Source organism: Tateyamaria pelophila, assembly GCF_019966495.1.
Classification (GTDB): Bacteria; Pseudomonadota; Alphaproteobacteria; order Rhodobacterales; family Rhodobacteraceae; genus Tateyamaria; species Tateyamaria pelophila.
On the sequence record NZ_JAIMIA010000004.1, the window covers coordinates 42,422 to 57,545 of the forward strand.

A 15,124-nucleotide genomic window follows, 5' to 3' on the forward strand; every position below is an offset into this window, starting at 1 on the left:
GTCATCTCCGGGTGGCTTTATAGGGTCGCAACATAATCCCCGATCCGGTGATCGGTGACCGCGCTGGTGTCGCAGAAGGCGACAACCCGAGCGCCCTTGCGCAGGCGCGTCATCGCCACACTATGAGCGCCACATTCGGCACGTGTCTCGGCGAGGTCTTGCATTGATGGGGCAGGGGCAATGGCTCCGGATACCGTTTTGCCAAACACCCTTCCTGTTGGATTGACCCCTTTGTTCATTTCCTTCGAGCGGCTGAGACGGAATGACCCGCCGCGCTGGACGGAGTGAGGCAGCGCCCATCGCAGTGAGGCGGTCACGCACCAGGCCGATATTCTGGGGGAACGCTGCGCAATTTCCATAACAAGATATCTGTGTGGCGTGCTGGGCTGACATCCGTAATGCCGTGATGATCAGCGCAAAAAAGCCTCCCATAACAAGATGAGAGGCTCTTTCTTACTCTTCGTAGCGAACCGGTTTGCCCTTGCTGTCCTTACGCGGATAAAGGCCACATCGGTGTTGTCTAAAACGGAACCCAGCCCTCGCCAGGATCGAAGCTTTCCATATCGTAACTGAGTTCGAGACCGTCCTCGCCAAGATCCTTTTCGAGGATGATACCGTTTTCGGAGACCATGAAGCTCATGATGCCGGTTACGCCATATTCCGCCGGAACGGCAAGCGCGGCATGGCCGGCGATTTGATGGCCATTGACGAAGTAATCCATCGCGCCACCGGGGGCTGCATCAGTTTGGCTGGAAAACATGCGATAGATATAGCCTTCGTAGGGTTCTGGACCTTGCTCTTCGCCATCCGCCACGTAGCCATTGGCTGATGCACGGGCGAACAATTCTCCCGCGGGGCTGTCGTCTCCGGGCCAGTACAACCCGTTCTTTTGACCCTCGTCAGAGATCACGGCGGTGGCGAATTCAAGCACGCCATCGCCGTCCCAATCGGTACGCTTGTACTCCGCCTGAGCCGCGACATAGCTTTTGAGAACTTCGACCGTTTCAAGCTCATTGCGCCCGATTGCGCGATGTACCATCTCTTGCAGGCCTTCTTCGACGTCAAAGATCCACAACCCGTCTTCGCCGCGTATCATCGGCATCGGAAAGGCCCAATTGTCCTCTCCGATCAGCAAAACACCGTATTGACCATAGATTTCCTGAACGAAATGCTCTTGGTCGAAGGCATCGATAAAGCTTTGCAGGATCAGGCGCTCTTCGAAGGTCTCCCCTGATGGCATGATCTCAACAGCCTCAGACCCGAACAGAGATTCCATCTGTTCGGCGGATTGCGTCCGGATCGCAGAGGCCAACGCATTGGCCAGCGCTTCAGTTGTTGCATATCCGGTCTGTTGACCATCGACATTCGCAAAGGCCGCGTTTCCGACGACGAGAAGACCAGCGAGTGTGATCGCTTTCATTTTCTTAACAACCATCATCTGCTTCCTCTTCCGCCGCCTTTTGCTCTGTGGTTGCCCCCTCTGGAGGCTGATTTCCTGGCACCATGGCCGCTTTGATTGCGTTTCACGGCAGAATGCTGAACCTGCTTGCGTTGTTTTGGTGCAGCCGCCCGCTGCTTTACAGCCGGTTTCGCTTTTGCGGGTGCAATCGCTTTCTTTTTGGTGGCTGCGGGGCGTTTTGCGACGCCCGCATTCTGGGGCCGATCGCGGGCAACGTCGCGCGTTTGAGGGCGATCACGGGCGATGTCTCGGGTTTGAGGGCGATCCCGCGAGATTTGCTGGGCTGCCGCCCGGTTTTCGGGGCGGCTGATGTCGCGGGCACCTGTTTGCGCGCCAAGATCACGCCGCATCTGATCGCCGCGCGATGGATTTCTGTCAGTCAGAGCGGGCATTGTACTGGGCCGATTGCCTGTACGGTTGTTCAAGCCGCCGCGGTCCTTATGATCACGAATTTGATCCTTGCCCCGATCACGGCGCACATTGTTCGGCTTCCATTGATTGCCGATATTTACGCTATTGCCGATGTTAACGTTGCCATTGATGTCGATGTCGCCGCCCCGGTAGTGGACCGGACGACCATTCCAGCCGCCGCAGTTTCTGCATCCCCAGTAGCCGCCCCAATAATCGTTGTTGTTGTTGTCGACGATGGCCGCGATCAGGATCGCCGAGCCGAAGAACAGCAATGCATCGTTGTTGTTGTTGGTGTCGGGATTGCTGACATAGACGGTTTCGGTGTTGTATTGCGGAACATAGATGACTTCCGGGTCCGCGGGCAGGATCGTCACAGCTTCGGTTTCATCGCGCGCGACGACCTGTTCGGGGGTGTCCTGAAGGCTACCGACTTCGATCGCGGTTTCGCGCATGCGCTGGACAGAGGCCATCACGTCTTCGGATTGCACCAACATGGCCGAGCCTGCAAGCTCGGTCCAGTCGAGGTTGTCCGCCATGCGGGTCAGAACGTCCGGAAACGCTTCCGTCAGGATCTGAACACTGGGGTCCCAGTCTTCGGCGGCGACGGCTGCGGAAATCTCGTCCTGGCTCAACCCTTCGTTGTCTTCGAGCCACTGCTGGGCCTTGACGACGTCGAGAGGATAGGTCGCTGCAACCAATACCTGGATCAAAAGAGTGTCCGGAAACAGCGCAACCGGAGCGACCAGCTCGTCCAGTTCGTCGTTTGTCAGAAGGGTGTCTTCGGCCGTTTCCGTTTCAGCGTCCGCTGTGGTCTCGGCACTTGCACTGTCGGCCTGCTGTGCAATCGCCGGGGTCAGCGGAAAGGTTGCAATGGCAAGCATCAATGCAGCGGATGTCCATGGATTGTTCAATTGTCAGCTCCCTGCTTTGTACGCAAAGTGTATTATGCCCATGGAAGGATGCAACAGGTAAGTTCCATGAATGACTTCCAGAGTTCACTGACCGTGTGCCCATGAATGACCGATTTTCCGTATTGCAGAGTGCAACCGTTTCAAAGGGAACGGCGCGCGCAGATGCCAATCCTGCTCTGCAATCAGAGGTGGCAGTTCACGCGCTGTGTGTGGCGTTTACAATTTTTTCTGACTGTGCGATGTTTCGTTGATCGCGCCCCAATTCCTTTTTCAGAGCATTGTTTGTATGAGCCAGACAACAACCGCCGCGCCGCGTAAAAAGCCAGTAAATTCATGGTTTGTGCGTTTTGGCAAACGCCAACGCAAATGGATCAATCCGTATATCAAACGCCACTCCAAGGTTGGTGACGCCGCAGTGTTCGACCGGTCAAACTTTGAATGGATCGATGCTCTGGAGGCCAATTGGGAAGCCATTCGGGACGAGGCACTGGCGGTGTTGAAAAACCGCGAAGGGATCCCGCCACTGGCGCAGATATCTCCGGATCACAAAGGCTTGGATGATCAGAATAAATGGCGGTCTTTCTTTCTGTGGGGTTACGGATTTCGCGTTGATCAGAACTGCGCGCGCTGCCCGCAGACGACAGCGGCCCTGAAAAATGTGCCCGGACTGCGCACCGCGATGTTTTCCATTCATGCACCGGGCATGGCCATTCCTCCGCACAAGGGCGTGACCGCGGGCATGTGCGTGTTTCACCTCGGCTTGAAAGTACCGAAGGATACCGCAAATTGCGCCATCCGCGTCGAAAACGAGATCGTACATTGGCAAGATGGTGAAGGCTTTGTGTTTGATGACACCAAGCAACACGAGACCTGGAACCGGACAGACGATGAGCGGGTCATCCTGTTGGTTCAGTTTGACAGGCCTCTACGGTTTCCCGGCAACGTCGTGGCATCGTTGTTTTTCCAGGCCATCCGACGCACGTCCTTTGTTGGGAATGCGCGGCGTCAGTTGGGCGATTGGGAAGACACATTCCGGAAATTTGAAAAAGCCGACGAGTGAAGTCTCGTGCCATGACCGAAGCTGGCCGCGTGCCTGTGGACCAAAGGAGCCTGCTTGCCGGTCGCAAGACCGGTGACACGCGGATCGCGACTACAATTCGTCTTGTGACAAAGGCTTCAGTGTCGGCTTGACTGTCGCGTTTTCCAGCGCCTGAAGCTTCATCCTTTCACGGTCGGCCCGCTTCCATCTGAGTTTACTACAGAACCAATGGCTGGCGTTTCGCGTGATGGAGCCTTCGATCGCGTTGGCAATTTTCTGTGTCAGGTCAAACTCGGCTTCCTTGCCTTTTCTGCCTTCCGGCAAAATCGGCTCTTGAAAAGTCACGCGCAGGTGTCCGGGTGCGACCCGTATGATCTCGAAGGGGACAATGGGGCAATTGAAACCTGTCGCCAATCGGGCCGGCAGTCGCGTGATCGCCGTGGTACGCCCAAAGAAATCAACTTCAATGCCTGCATTGACCCGTTGATCCACCAGCAAGGCGATACACTCCGAGCGGTCAAGCGCCTGAAAACAGGGGCGCAGGGCTTTGAATTTCTCCACGTAGATTGCACCGGTTTCAGCGCGATGCGCCGCCAGCAAGTTCTCGATAATCGGGTTTTTGTTTTGCGAATAGATTACCGTCAATGGTTGTTTCAGCTGATGGAAAAGCAACGGGCTCAGTTCCCAACTCCCCACATGCGCGCCGACATAAATCACCGGCCCTTTACCGTCGAAGGTGGAACCATCGGAGGTGATCCAATCGATTCGTGTCCCGTTCTTACCGTCTCTGAAATCCGGAATATGGGCGACCTCTGCGATGTGTCTTCCGAAATTGGCAAGCATCTCATTGGCAAGGGCATCGGCTTTACCCTCTTCCAGTTCCGGAAAGGCTTCCTGGATATTCCGGCGCATATTCGTCGATTTTACAAAGGAACTTCCTGCCTTGGACAGTACAAAGGCCATCAGCGCGGTGGCCTGTTTTGCCGGAAGGCGACGGATCGCGAAGTGGAGGGCCGAAATCAAAGGGTTGAAACGCTTTGATATTTTCTTTGGCATTGCCCCCTCCCTCGCTTGTTTTTGTTAAATACTGACCCGAAGTTGTTGCCGTTTCAATACGCCGCAAGCGCGTTTTTTGCATCGTCGTTAGGTCTTAATTTGATGTTCGCGCCAGATCAAGAGCGGGTTTGGTCGCGGTCTTGGTCAGGTGGTTTCGGCTCTGCTCTGGTCAACCCGTATAAGACAACGATGTCGACCACGTCAGCAAAGCGGTCCGTTTCAAAACCGTGCGCGCTCATGTCGGGGACATCAATTCGACTGGCAAATAATCATGCAAGTTGATGAATAATTTGAGACCAGTTCAGGACACGCCGAGTGGAGAGTGCATCCAGTGGGACAGATCTCTGCCAAAGGTCTTGCCCAGGATCGCGATATCTTTCCCGAAGCCAAGGCGCAGTTCATCCGCAAAGCCTGGATCCAATGGAGGTGAACTGGCCTCGACAGCGTTGAAACGTTTGACCTTTTTGCGCAGCTTTCGGAACGCTCGTTGAAACTGTGCCGCCCGCACAGGGTTGTTGAGCAACTGCCCGGCTACCGGTCGCATCAGGCGGCCCGTATATAGACTTTGAAGCAGACCTATTTTATAACTGCTGGCCGGGTTGGTCCGCTTGAATTCAACGCGCCCATCATAGGGGACATCCAAAAACTCAAGCGTGCTCTTGTACGTCGAAAGCGTGTCGGTCAGGAAATCCTCAAAAAAGATAGGCATGCAGTTCTCGCGGCCGACCAACGCGATCAACTGAGCGGAATACTCCCCGATGCGGGCGATTTCGCTGTATTTCAAAACCCGTGGATCCTGACAGTTGCGCGGAATGTGCTTTCCCTGCGCGCGCGCCTCCTGAAGCGCCCAGGCTTTGGCCAGATCCGCTTCGTCTTCCTGCCGCAAGTGCAGAAGACGCGCATGATAGGATCGGATCAATTCGACTGGATCACGCAGCATGACAATGAATTTGGGTGCCTCGAAACTTCGCAATATCCGTTCGACGGCGTCTGGCGAATACAGTGTCGAAACAGCACCTTCACCGATCATCATGGTGTCGTCTTTCAGGGTCGGAAAATACGCCGTCAGAAATTCCTTCCGCATGGCCACGGGATCGGCCGACTTGCGCGTGAATGAGAAATAGTGCGTTTCCTTGGGTTTCGAAAAGCAGATCTTGGGATGTTTTCCGAGATAGCGTGCCATCGCAGTGGTTCCGCAACGCGGAGCGCCGACGATAAAAAATGCCCCAAGGTTACGGCTCATGACGTACTCACTCAAAGGTTCTGGCTCCACGATGCGCAAAGCAGAAATTGTGTCATTTGCGTGTTGCTCCGCATCGCTTTGGCCTGAACGGAGCGTGCCGCATCGAAGACACCAGGTCGAGTAAAGTTTTATCGCACCCGTTGAGCGGTTGCCACCCCACCTGATAGATAAGCGCGTCAATCTTTTGCGCGAAAGAGAGGCACCGCGCCGGCGCGCGGGGGGGGATCGCGGCCAATCGCTCGCGTGCGGGCGCGTCGGAGTGTTGGGCTTTCCCCAAGGCCACTCGAAGCTGTAACACTTTGAAACCTCACGGCTGCAGGGGACTTGATGTTTCGACTGAACAGGGGCAGAACGCGAGAAACCTTAAAACACTGGAATAAAACGTTGAAAGCAGTCATTTTGAGCGCCGGTCAGGGAAGCAGATTGCTTCCTTTGACCCAGAACCAACCCAAATGCTTGCTGCCCATAAACGGGCGGTCGATCCTTGAATGGCAGCTGAGCGCGTTGGCCGCAAATGGCGTGAACGACGTGACGGTCGTCACCGGGTTTTATGCCGAAGAGGTCGACAACCTGATCGCATCCCAGGATTTTGGCGACCAGAAGGTGCGCACCGTTTATAATCCGTTTTACGCCGTCGCCGACAATGCCGGCAGCTGCTATGTTGCCCGCGAGGCGATGACGGGCGAATTTATGGTGATCAACGGTGACACATTGTTCGAACCCGAACTGGCGGGCAGGGCGCTTGCACAGCGCAAGATGCCCATCACCGTGACCATCGACCGCAAAGACTCTTATGACGCGGATGACATGAAGGTCTGCCTTGAAGGCGATCGTCTGATCCGTATCGGCAAAGCCCTGCCGCTGGATGTGGTGGACGCCGAGTCCATCGGCCTGTTGATGTTCAACGAAGAGGGTGGCCAGCACTTCAAGGATGCCATCGTCAACCTGCTGCGCGGCGAAAACGGCCTCAAAAGCTGGTATCTGCGCGCCATCGATGCGCTGGCTGTGAGAAAGGTCGTCGGCACCGCGTCCATCGAAGGCTACACATGGCAGGAGGTCGATTTCATGGAAGACCTGAGCCGCGCTGAAGCGCTGGGTGACAAATGGGCCGGTCGTTCGGCGGGATAACCCGCCTTACCTGCTGTCACGTGCGATCAATATCTTTTCCGCGAGATAGAAGTCTTCCGGGCTGTCGACATCAATCGCCGCTTCGGCAAAGGGCATATGCGTCACGGCCAGTTTGGTGTCTGTTCGCTTGCCCAGTTTTTCCACTGCCTGCGCCAGCGTCAGGGTGTTCGTGAGATAGCGCAGCGCCGTCATGACGCCCAACTGGCGCAGCATGGTGAGCGGGCTTTTGCGGTTTTCCTCGACCTGACGCCAGAAGCGGATGATTTTGCCTGCCTGTGGGGACTGAAAGGCAAACAAGTTGCACCCGCCTTGACCACCGTCCCGAAAACGCATGCGGGTGCGGCGGGCCTCTGGGTAGGCCTGCAGGACCATGTCGGTTTTGGCCATGGCAGCGGTAACATCAGAGCCGACCGGGAGCGAACTGAGAAAATACTCCAGTATCTCCGGCGTCAGCAGGCAATTGTCCGCCGTCGTGATCACGACAGGCCCCGATTGACCGCCCCCAAGCGCTTCAAAGCCATGCAGCGCGCTTTGCGCAGGCGAAGGTTTGGCCGTCAGCGTTTGCAAGTATCCGCTATCCATCAGGACGTTGAGGCTGTGCAGATCGCTTAGAACTTCGGGCGTCTCGATGACCACCACGACTTTATCGATGGATTTGACCGCTGAAAGCGTTGCGATTACCCGTTCGATCATCGGTTTACCGGCTATCGGCAAGAGCGCCTTGTGCGACACGCCGCCAAGGGCTGCCACCGTGCAGTCAGGGCCACGGCTGCCGGCCAGAACAAGCGCAGAATAGGTCACGTCAGCGATTTTTGAAAAATTCGGTAGGTCTTGTAGTGGCGACCGCCCATCTGTTCGGCCAGTCGGTTCATCGCGGTATTGTCTTCCAGGACCCATGACATCTCAAGCGTTTCGATGCCGCGTTTTTCGACTTCGCGGTACATTTTGGCCATGATGCTGCCGGTCATGAACGGGCCCAGCATGCTGTTGAGGTATTTCTTGCGCACACCCAGCAGGGGAACGCGGGCGGATTTCAGGCCTTTTACCTTGAGGCGCCACAAGAGCCTGGCCCAGCCAAACGGCAAAAGCTTGCCGTTCAGGTCGGCGATGGCTTCGTTGATGTTGGGCAGGCAGACCAGAAAGGCGGCCGGATCGCCATCCATCTCGACAAACCAAACGAGGTCCGGGACGATCAGCGGTTTGAGCTGATTGGCCATATGCGCGACTTCGTCATCGGCCATGGGAACAAAGCCCCAGTTTTCGGACCATGCATCGTTAAATATCTGGACGAGCCGGCCCACTTCAGCGCGGTAATCCTTCATATTGATCGGGCGCACCACCATGCCCTTGGTCGGCGCGCGTTTTTCAAAGGCCTTCAGCGTTGCAGGCAGTTCACCGCCGACATTCCACACATAGGCATTCAGATCGCGACCCTTGTGATAGCCCAAGGCCTCCAGATGCCGGGCCACATACCCGTAGTCATGGCCCATCATCATCATCGGAACAGTGTCGCGCCCGTTGATCAGCAGGCCGGTCTCTTCGTTGATATTCAGGTTGAACGGGCCAAAAACCACAGTCGCGCCGTGATCGCGCAACCAAGCTTCAGCTGTTTCCGTCAGGGCCTTGAAAATGGCAGGGTCATCTTCGGCGGCGATCATACCGAAATGCCCCTCTTCGGCGCTACGCTGTTTTGCAACCAAAGGGTCCATTTGCGCACTGATGCGGCCCACGACCGCATCGCCGCGTTTGGCGAGCCACAGCTTGACCGTGGCACGCTTGAGGTAGGGGTTCTTCTTGGGGTCCAGAACCTCCCGCCGCTCCAGAAAAAGCGGGGGGATCCATGTCGGATCGTCCTGATGCAGCCGGTATGGCAGCTTGATAAAGGCATCCATTTCCGCCGCTGTGTCGACCGGAACAATAACGAGCGGGGCTTCACTCACGGGCGGTATTCCAATTGTTGGGGCGCGTTACGCCTGTTGTCGCGCCGATGGGGGACGATCCCGTGGCATATGCCCGCTTTCTTCTGCCACCCAAGGGTATTTCTTGGCCTTTTCGACGTCGTAGCCAAGGTTGTAGACAGTAGGGCTGCGCGGACGGTCCTTGGCCTTGTCATAATACGTCCCCAGCGCCTTATCCACGGCAAAGCTGGTGATCCCGTAATTGCCATCTTCGTGGTGGAAGTGGTGCAACAGGTGGTGCTCTTTCATGTATTTCAGGTATTTGTTCCTGGGTTTGAAGTTCAGGTGCTGGATGCAGTGCACAAATTCATAGACGCATGTTGTCAGAAGGCCCGCAGCCAGACCCGACGCCGCCCCGGCAGGGCCTGCGATCGCCCAACCGACAGGAATGGTCACAACGACGATGGTCGGCAAGGTCGTGTAAAGCGCGCCGAACAGAACGTCGAGGCGATGGGGGTCCTGGTGGTGATCGAAATGAATACGCTTCCAGATCGCGGCGGTCGACTTCCAGCGATAAAGGTATGTGCTGTGCAAGACGAAGCGGTGCAAAAGGTACCAGACCACCGGGTAGAGCGCCACAACGGCAGCCGCCGCCACGAGCGGCCCAACCCAGCCAGAGCCAAAATAGAAGGCAGCGATGATCGAGATGATCGCGAGCCCGAAATACGCCTGAATGGCGTAGAAGGTGCAATAGGCCTTCACGAGATCAGGCAGGGTCATTTTGCCCAGATCGAAACTGCGGCCTTTCCATGTGGCAACAAACATTGTCGCATCCCTTTCACTTGGAGCGTTTGGACTGGGTAGATAGTCCTCCGGTCCCTGCATGTCCAGTTCACGGATTGTCGCAGATTACGCAACAAAATAAGGGTGTTTCAATATGTTTCACCAATTGTTACCGGCAGGTTTTGCGCGGATCAGGTGAGGAAGGGTTCGTGCCGAGCCCTGGGGTAAAGCCAAGCAGTGCGCGCGGCATGCCACACAAAGGTCAGCCCCTGCCAAGCCGTAATGAACAGGAATGCGGCGGATCCAAACCCGAGGGCGACCCCGAGGGTGAACACGACCAGATTGACGTTGCGTCGCGCGATCCAGGTGCGCACCGTGCCGTCCAATGGCGTCACCGCGTGCAGGCCCCGTTTGAACCGGGCCTTGGCGACCATCAATGCCAGACGGTCCGCGATATAAAACAGGGTCAACCAGAGGGTGGCCGCATAAAGCGGGGCCTCGGACCCGGCGGCAACGAGGCCCGCCGCCCATGCCCAATACCAGAACGGCGGATGCACGATATCGAGCCCGTGATCCAGTATATTCCCGATGGGTGAATCCGTCAGCGTCAGACGCGCCAATTTGCCGTCAACGCTGTCCAGAATGGTCATGCTGTAGGCGGCGACAAAGCCTGCAAACCAATAACCGTAGGCAAACAAGGGAACGGCCAGAATGGTCAGGAAAATGCTGAACACCGTCACCATGTTCGGTGTGATGCGCCAGCGGATGCACAATCGGGTCAATTGCCACACGATCGGCGGATACACCCACTTCGTCATGAAGTCGGTCGAGCCCTTGTAGTTCAGATGGAAGAGGCGTTTCTCCAGTTCGGCACGGTGCTGATCGTCGGCCACGCGCTCCAGCAGGAACGGCACGTTGCGGCGCAGATTGCCAACAAAATCAGGCAACTCATCTGGCGTGATTTCGCGAATGGTGCCCGCCGCGCGCAAATGCTCTGCTGCCGCGTGCAATGATGTCGTGTTTGTGGGCGGCGGTGTGCCCTTGGTAAGCCGAAGAACGGCGGTATCCTTGCTGGCCGGATGGCCCAGGAAACAGGCGGGATCGGTCTCCTGCATCAGCAGTGGCAACAGGCGCGCATCGATGACCGCGCCACCATCCAGCGCCAATACCGGGCCGTCCACCTTATCCAGATAGGCCGAGAGACGTTCACCAACCGTGCCTGTATCGTCGAGAACCGTGTATCTCGCGTCCGCTTTAGTGTCTGCAACGCCCGAAATCACCACCTTGACCGATGGATCGCCCGCCTTTGCAATGGAGCGCAAAATGCGCTCCAGCGTTGTGAAGCCGAAAAGGCGCGGGGCGCCGGCCACCGGCTCTGCATCAATCCAGATATGCATATGAGGGGCCCACTACCTTTCGAAACGGAACAGAAAAAATGCCGATATGCCGGTAAAGATGAAGAGCGGCGTCCAGGCGGCAAAGGTCGGGCCAAGCACGCCGGCCTTCCCGAGAGACGCGAACATGCCGTCGACGACCAGAAACGTCAAGCCGAGCACGAGAGCCAGTGCCGCGCCCAGTTGCGGCCCGCCGGACCGGCTCATGCCCCGAATGGTTGAGGCGGCAATGAGCATCATCACAAGCGATGTCAGCGGCCCGACGGACCGGCGCGCCAATTCGGTACTGTAAACCGACGGATCGGCGCTTGAACTCCAGTCGACAGACAGAACTTGGCCAAGCGTGCCTTTTGACAGTTGTTCGGGACGCGCGATCAGGTCCAGAATAACCTGTGGATCGGGTCCGCCGGGCCAAGGCTTTACCGCCGTTTTGATGGTTTCGGACGACGTCTGGGAGAGTATGGTTTCGGCGGCATCATAAAGCTGCCATTCCGACCCTTCGAATTTCGCCGTCGTCGCCGTGACGCGCGCGATCAGACGACCTGCTTCATCCCGCTCGAAAAAGCTCAGACCCATCAGCGTCTGGCCGTCGCGCGAAACTTCACTGATCCGCACAAGGTTATCCTCGCCGCGCAGCCATTGCGTCCCGCCCCGGTTCAGAAGCGGTTCCCACCACTCGATAAAGGCCTGTTGCGACGCAGGGGCCACCCTGTCGGCCAGAATGAAATGCCCCAGCACGACCATCAGACAGGCGGGAATACCCAAGGCTGCAATCCGAAGTGGCGACATGCCGGTGGCGCGCAGTACGATCAATTCGCTGTGATTGGCCAGTGCGAGAATGCCCATGGTGCTGCCGATCAGGACAGACAGCGGGATCAATCGCTCGACAATCGTGGGCACCCTGTATCCGGCAAACAGGACCACGTCGGCGACGCTGCCGCGCCGCTCGAGGATATCCTCGATGTTGTCGATCAGATCCATCAGCACCAAGAGCGCCGCGAAGGCCAGCAAGACCGACAGGATACGGACTCCGAGGACCCAACCGAAATAGCCAATGAGAACTCTCACTCCGAGGGCTGCCTTTTTGGCCAGATCCGCTTTTTCATCGCCTGGAACACACTGTCGACGCGGTCAAAGAACTGTTCGAACTTGTTGGGGCGCAAACGTTGGTCGATTTGCCAGAACATATTGATACAAAACAGTGAAAACAGGCCAAAGGGAACCCAGAGCCCGACCAGCGGAGAGACAACGCCAAGCCCCACAAGCCCTTCGCCCACTTCCAGTGAATAGTGATAGAGAAGCAGCAGAATGGCAGCCGTGGCCACCGCCGGGCCGCGCCTGCGCCGTTTGGCGGCGATCCCCATGGGCACCGCGAGGAAGGGCATGGTGGCCACGGAAATCGATCTGACAAGGCGACCGTTGACTTCGGCATTCAGCTTTGTCTGTTCAATCGCGTCTTTGGGGTCTGCGCCGGGTTGCGGTTGGGTGTTGCGTTTCCAAAGCTCGCCCAGCGTCAATTCACGCTGATCGTTTCCGCGCTCCCGAAACGGCGTTGGTTCAAATGGAAAGTCAGGCGTAAAAGTGAGCTTGCCCAGGTACAGGGTATACGGCGCTTGTCCGGGTTGCTCAATGATCTGAACGACGTTTTCCAGAACGATCTTCGTCTCGCCGGTGTCTGGGCTCGTGGTCACCTGACCATTCGCCGCCGTTATCGTCATTTCCTGACCGTCATCGGAAATTTGGTGCACAAAGACGCCGCTCAGGCCGCGGTCATCCAGATCGATCTCGTTCGCAAGGATCGTCAGACCCTTGGCGGGGGCGAAGAAGGTTTGCGCCGAAATAGCCTCGGTCCAGACAGCGTGGGTCGCGGCATGCCGAATGGCGCGGTATCCGTAGCGGCTATAGGGTTGCAGATAACCCAGAAGCAACACGCTCAGGATCGACAGGATTACGCCCGCCACGATCACGGTGCGCGCCATCCGCCGCACGGATGCGCCTGATCCCAGAATGACGTCCAGTTCGTTATTGTCGCCCAGTTGCGCCATGAGCAGCAGAATGCTGATGAAAAACGCGGCCGGAAGGGCTAGGCCCAGGTAATGTGGCAGCAGGTTGGCGGCCATTTGCAGAACCAGCCCGAAGGCCGCGTTATTGGCCGCGGCAAATTCGAACAACCGCAGGACCCGCTCCAGGATCAGCGTCAGCAGCACGATGCTGAGCGCGATCATCAGGCGGCGCATCGTCTGCGAAAGCACGTATTTGTCTAGGATGGTCATATGAACCTGTTGCGCCCCGGATCAGAGGTCTGACCAGTGGTGTCGCAGCGCATCGACGAGGCGTTTCGTCGTTGCGTCATCCATTGAAACCGCCTGCGCCAGCTGTGGGGGACCCGGCCATCCGGCATCATTGACGGTCATCTCCTCAAAGGTTCGGCTACCGTCATAGCGGGGGATCACGTGAAAATGCACATCATTGTCGACCATCATCAACATCAGGTAGTTGATCTTTTCATAGTGCACCATGTCGCGCAGCATATGCTCGATCTTGTCGATGACCGGCTTGAGGCCTGCAAACCCTTCGGCGCTCACATCGCCAAACGCACTGACCGGTTCACGGCTGATCAGAACAAGCGACCCCAGGGTGACCTGCTCGGGGCGCAACAGCACAGTCCAATGCTCCGTTTCGCCGATCACAGTGGCGGGATGGCCAAACTTCGTCATTGTGCTGTTTGGGGGATTGTCATGCATAATTGATCTCCGCTGCCATCGGAAAGGAGCACTGCTGCCATCCTTGGCTTTTCCATGTCACGGTTAACTGACAATTGCCGTTTACTCAAGAAGCAGGACTGTGCGACCGAAGCCACAGATGCGTCCACTATTTCCAGTTGGGTCAAGACAGTGGAACCTGCAAGGTCCAGCGGCCAAGGGTCTCGAACCCACGCGGCGTCAGACCACGGCCATGCGTTGACAGACGCCAGCCAGCGTCTTCTCGGCGTACATTGATGAGGTTCCAGCGTGCTTCGTCATCCTTTTCGGAATTGAGCGCCATGGATGCGGAGGGCACGCCAAGCACCGGGATTTTGCCCTGCGGTCCGCTAATCAGGCCAAAGTGACTGTGATGCTGGTGGCCATGTAACACCAGTTCCGCACCCGTGCGCGCCAAGACCGCCCGAAACGCGGCCCGGTCGCGCAAGGCTTTGCGGCGCTTGGTCGGGTAATCCTCCGGCGGATGGTGCAGAACGACGACACGAAACACATCCTGTCCGCGCAGATCGTCCAGCACGGCCTCAAGCCGGTCCAGCTGCGCCTTGCCCAGCGTGCCCGAAGCGAACAGGGGCGGTGTCGGATTTGACGTGGACAACATGACAAATGCGACCGGTCCGCGCTTGCGCACAAAGGGGAAGGTCACATCGGTCGCATCATCGCCCAGCATCCACGGGCTCCACAGGCCGATCCCTTCGGCGAAGGGCACGCGAACATAGGCATCGTGATTGCCCGGAATAACGGTTACGTCTTGAGGCGGACCAACCGTTTTCAACCAGTCACGCGCGGCCGCAAACTCATCGGGCAAGGCGATGTTGGTCAGATCGCCCGCCACGATTGTATGGTCCAAGTCCGCCGCCGCGATATCTTCCAGCATCGCCGTCAATACTTCAGGTCGGTGGCGCAGATGCCGTTTGCGATGCCATGACAAATATCCAAGCAGCCGTTTGTTCAGCACCTGCGTGGCCTTCACATTCGGCGTCAGGGGATTGTGCGGATCTGACAGATGGGCGAAGGAAAGATGCATGGCACTCGCGTTTTCG

The 15,124-nt window shown here is 57.2% G+C and carries 15 protein-coding genes; 2 read left to right on the forward strand and 13 right to left on the reverse strand.

Going from position 1 to position 15,124, the window contains the following annotated elements; genetic code table 11:
- Positions 1 to 17: 17 nt before the first annotated feature.
- The 3 genes from LC354_RS02450 to LC354_RS02460 form a co-directional block, all read right to left on the reverse strand.
- Positions 18 to 239, reverse strand: coding sequence for a hypothetical protein (locus LC354_RS02450; protein WP_223421247.1), 222 nt, complete (start codon positions 237 to 239; stop codon positions 18 to 20).
- A 281-nt stretch (positions 240 to 520) separates the two neighbouring features.
- A complete protein-coding gene (locus tag LC354_RS02455; protein ID WP_223421248.1) occupies positions 521 to 1,438 on the reverse strand; it encodes a DUF2950 family protein in 918 nt (305 codons plus the stop codon).
- The gene (locus LC354_RS02460; protein ID WP_223421249.1) at positions 1,435 to 2,781 is read right to left on the reverse strand and encodes a DUF3300 domain-containing protein; all 1,347 of its coding nucleotides are present in this window, start codon (positions 2,779 to 2,781) and stop codon (positions 1,435 to 1,437) included. The genes LC354_RS02455 and LC354_RS02460 overlap by 4 nt, the downstream gene beginning before the upstream one ends.
- Positions 2,782 to 3,067: 286 nt before the next feature.
- Here LC354_RS02460 and LC354_RS02465 point away from each other — a divergent pair, with 286 nt between their 5' ends.
- The gene (locus LC354_RS02465) at positions 3,068 to 3,841 is read left to right on the forward strand and encodes an aspartyl/asparaginyl beta-hydroxylase domain-containing protein (RefSeq protein ID WP_223421250.1); all 774 of its coding nucleotides are present in this window, start codon (positions 3,068 to 3,070) and stop codon (positions 3,839 to 3,841) included.
- Between the two features lie 90 nt (positions 3,842 to 3,931).
- On the opposite strand, the gene LC354_RS02470 is transcribed toward LC354_RS02465, so the two are convergent.
- Together LC354_RS02470 and LC354_RS02475 are read right to left on the reverse strand one after the other, a co-directional pair.
- Entirely contained in the window at positions 3,932 to 4,876 is a 945-nt protein-coding gene (locus LC354_RS02470; protein ID WP_223421251.1) for a lysophospholipid acyltransferase family protein, read from the reverse strand.
- Positions 4,877 to 5,177: 301 nt separating this feature from the next.
- Complete coding sequence (locus LC354_RS02475; RefSeq protein WP_223421252.1) at positions 5,178 to 6,119, reverse strand: sulfotransferase family protein; 942 nt, start codon at positions 6,117 to 6,119, stop codon at positions 5,178 to 5,180.
- Between the two features lie 327 nt (positions 6,120 to 6,446).
- Between LC354_RS02475 and LC354_RS02480 the strand changes: the two genes are divergently transcribed.
- Positions 6,447 to 7,247: a phosphocholine cytidylyltransferase family protein gene (locus LC354_RS02480; protein WP_223421253.1), complete on the forward strand. Its 801-nt coding sequence runs from the start codon at positions 6,447 to 6,449 to the stop codon at positions 7,245 to 7,247.
- A gap of 6 nt (positions 7,248 to 7,253) precedes the next feature.
- Here the strand turns inward: LC354_RS02480 and LC354_RS02485 are convergent, their stop codons facing one another.
- The 8 genes from LC354_RS02485 to LC354_RS02520 all read right to left on the reverse strand — a co-directional run bounded on the left by LC354_RS02485 (position 7,254) and on the right by LC354_RS02520 (position 15,108).
- The gene (locus LC354_RS02485; RefSeq protein WP_223421254.1) at positions 7,254 to 8,048 is read right to left on the reverse strand and encodes an NTP transferase domain-containing protein; all 795 of its coding nucleotides are present in this window, start codon (positions 8,046 to 8,048) and stop codon (positions 7,254 to 7,256) included.
- On the reverse strand, positions 8,045 to 9,187 hold the full coding sequence (locus LC354_RS02490) for a GNAT family N-acetyltransferase (RefSeq protein WP_223421255.1): 1,143 nt from the start codon (positions 9,185 to 9,187) through the stop codon (positions 8,045 to 8,047). The genes LC354_RS02485 and LC354_RS02490 overlap by 4 nt, the downstream gene beginning before the upstream one ends.
- Positions 9,188 to 9,214: 27 nt before the next feature.
- Positions 9,215 to 9,970 (reverse strand): sterol desaturase family protein, encoded by a 756-nt coding sequence (locus tag LC354_RS02495; protein ID WP_223421256.1) that lies wholly within the window; start codon positions 9,968 to 9,970, stop codon positions 9,215 to 9,217.
- A 149-nt stretch (positions 9,971 to 10,119) separates the two neighbouring features.
- On the reverse strand, positions 10,120 to 11,325 hold the full coding sequence (locus LC354_RS02500; protein ID WP_223421257.1) for a CDP-alcohol phosphatidyltransferase family protein: 1,206 nt from the start codon (positions 11,323 to 11,325) through the stop codon (positions 10,120 to 10,122).
- A 12-nt stretch (positions 11,326 to 11,337) separates the two neighbouring features.
- The gene (gene lptG, locus LC354_RS02505) at positions 11,338 to 12,390 is read right to left on the reverse strand and encodes an LPS export ABC transporter permease LptG (RefSeq protein WP_223421258.1); all 1,053 of its coding nucleotides are present in this window, start codon (positions 12,388 to 12,390) and stop codon (positions 11,338 to 11,340) included.
- Positions 12,387 to 13,595 carry an LptF/LptG family permease gene (locus LC354_RS02510; protein ID WP_223421259.1) on the reverse strand — a complete coding sequence of 403 codons (1,209 nt, stop codon included), beginning with the start codon at positions 13,593 to 13,595 and terminating at the stop codon, positions 12,387 to 12,389. Before LC354_RS02510 ends, lptG begins: the two co-directional genes overlap by 4 nt.
- Positions 13,596 to 13,616: 21 nt before the next feature.
- On the reverse strand, positions 13,617 to 14,066 hold the full coding sequence (locus LC354_RS02515) for an HIT family protein (protein WP_223421260.1): 450 nt from the start codon (positions 14,064 to 14,066) through the stop codon (positions 13,617 to 13,619).
- Positions 14,067 to 14,208: 142 nt separating this feature from the next.
- Positions 14,209 to 15,108, reverse strand: coding sequence for a metallophosphoesterase family protein (locus LC354_RS02520; RefSeq protein WP_223421261.1), 900 nt, complete (start codon positions 15,106 to 15,108; stop codon positions 14,209 to 14,211).
- Positions 15,109 to 15,124: the final 16 nt, after the last annotated feature.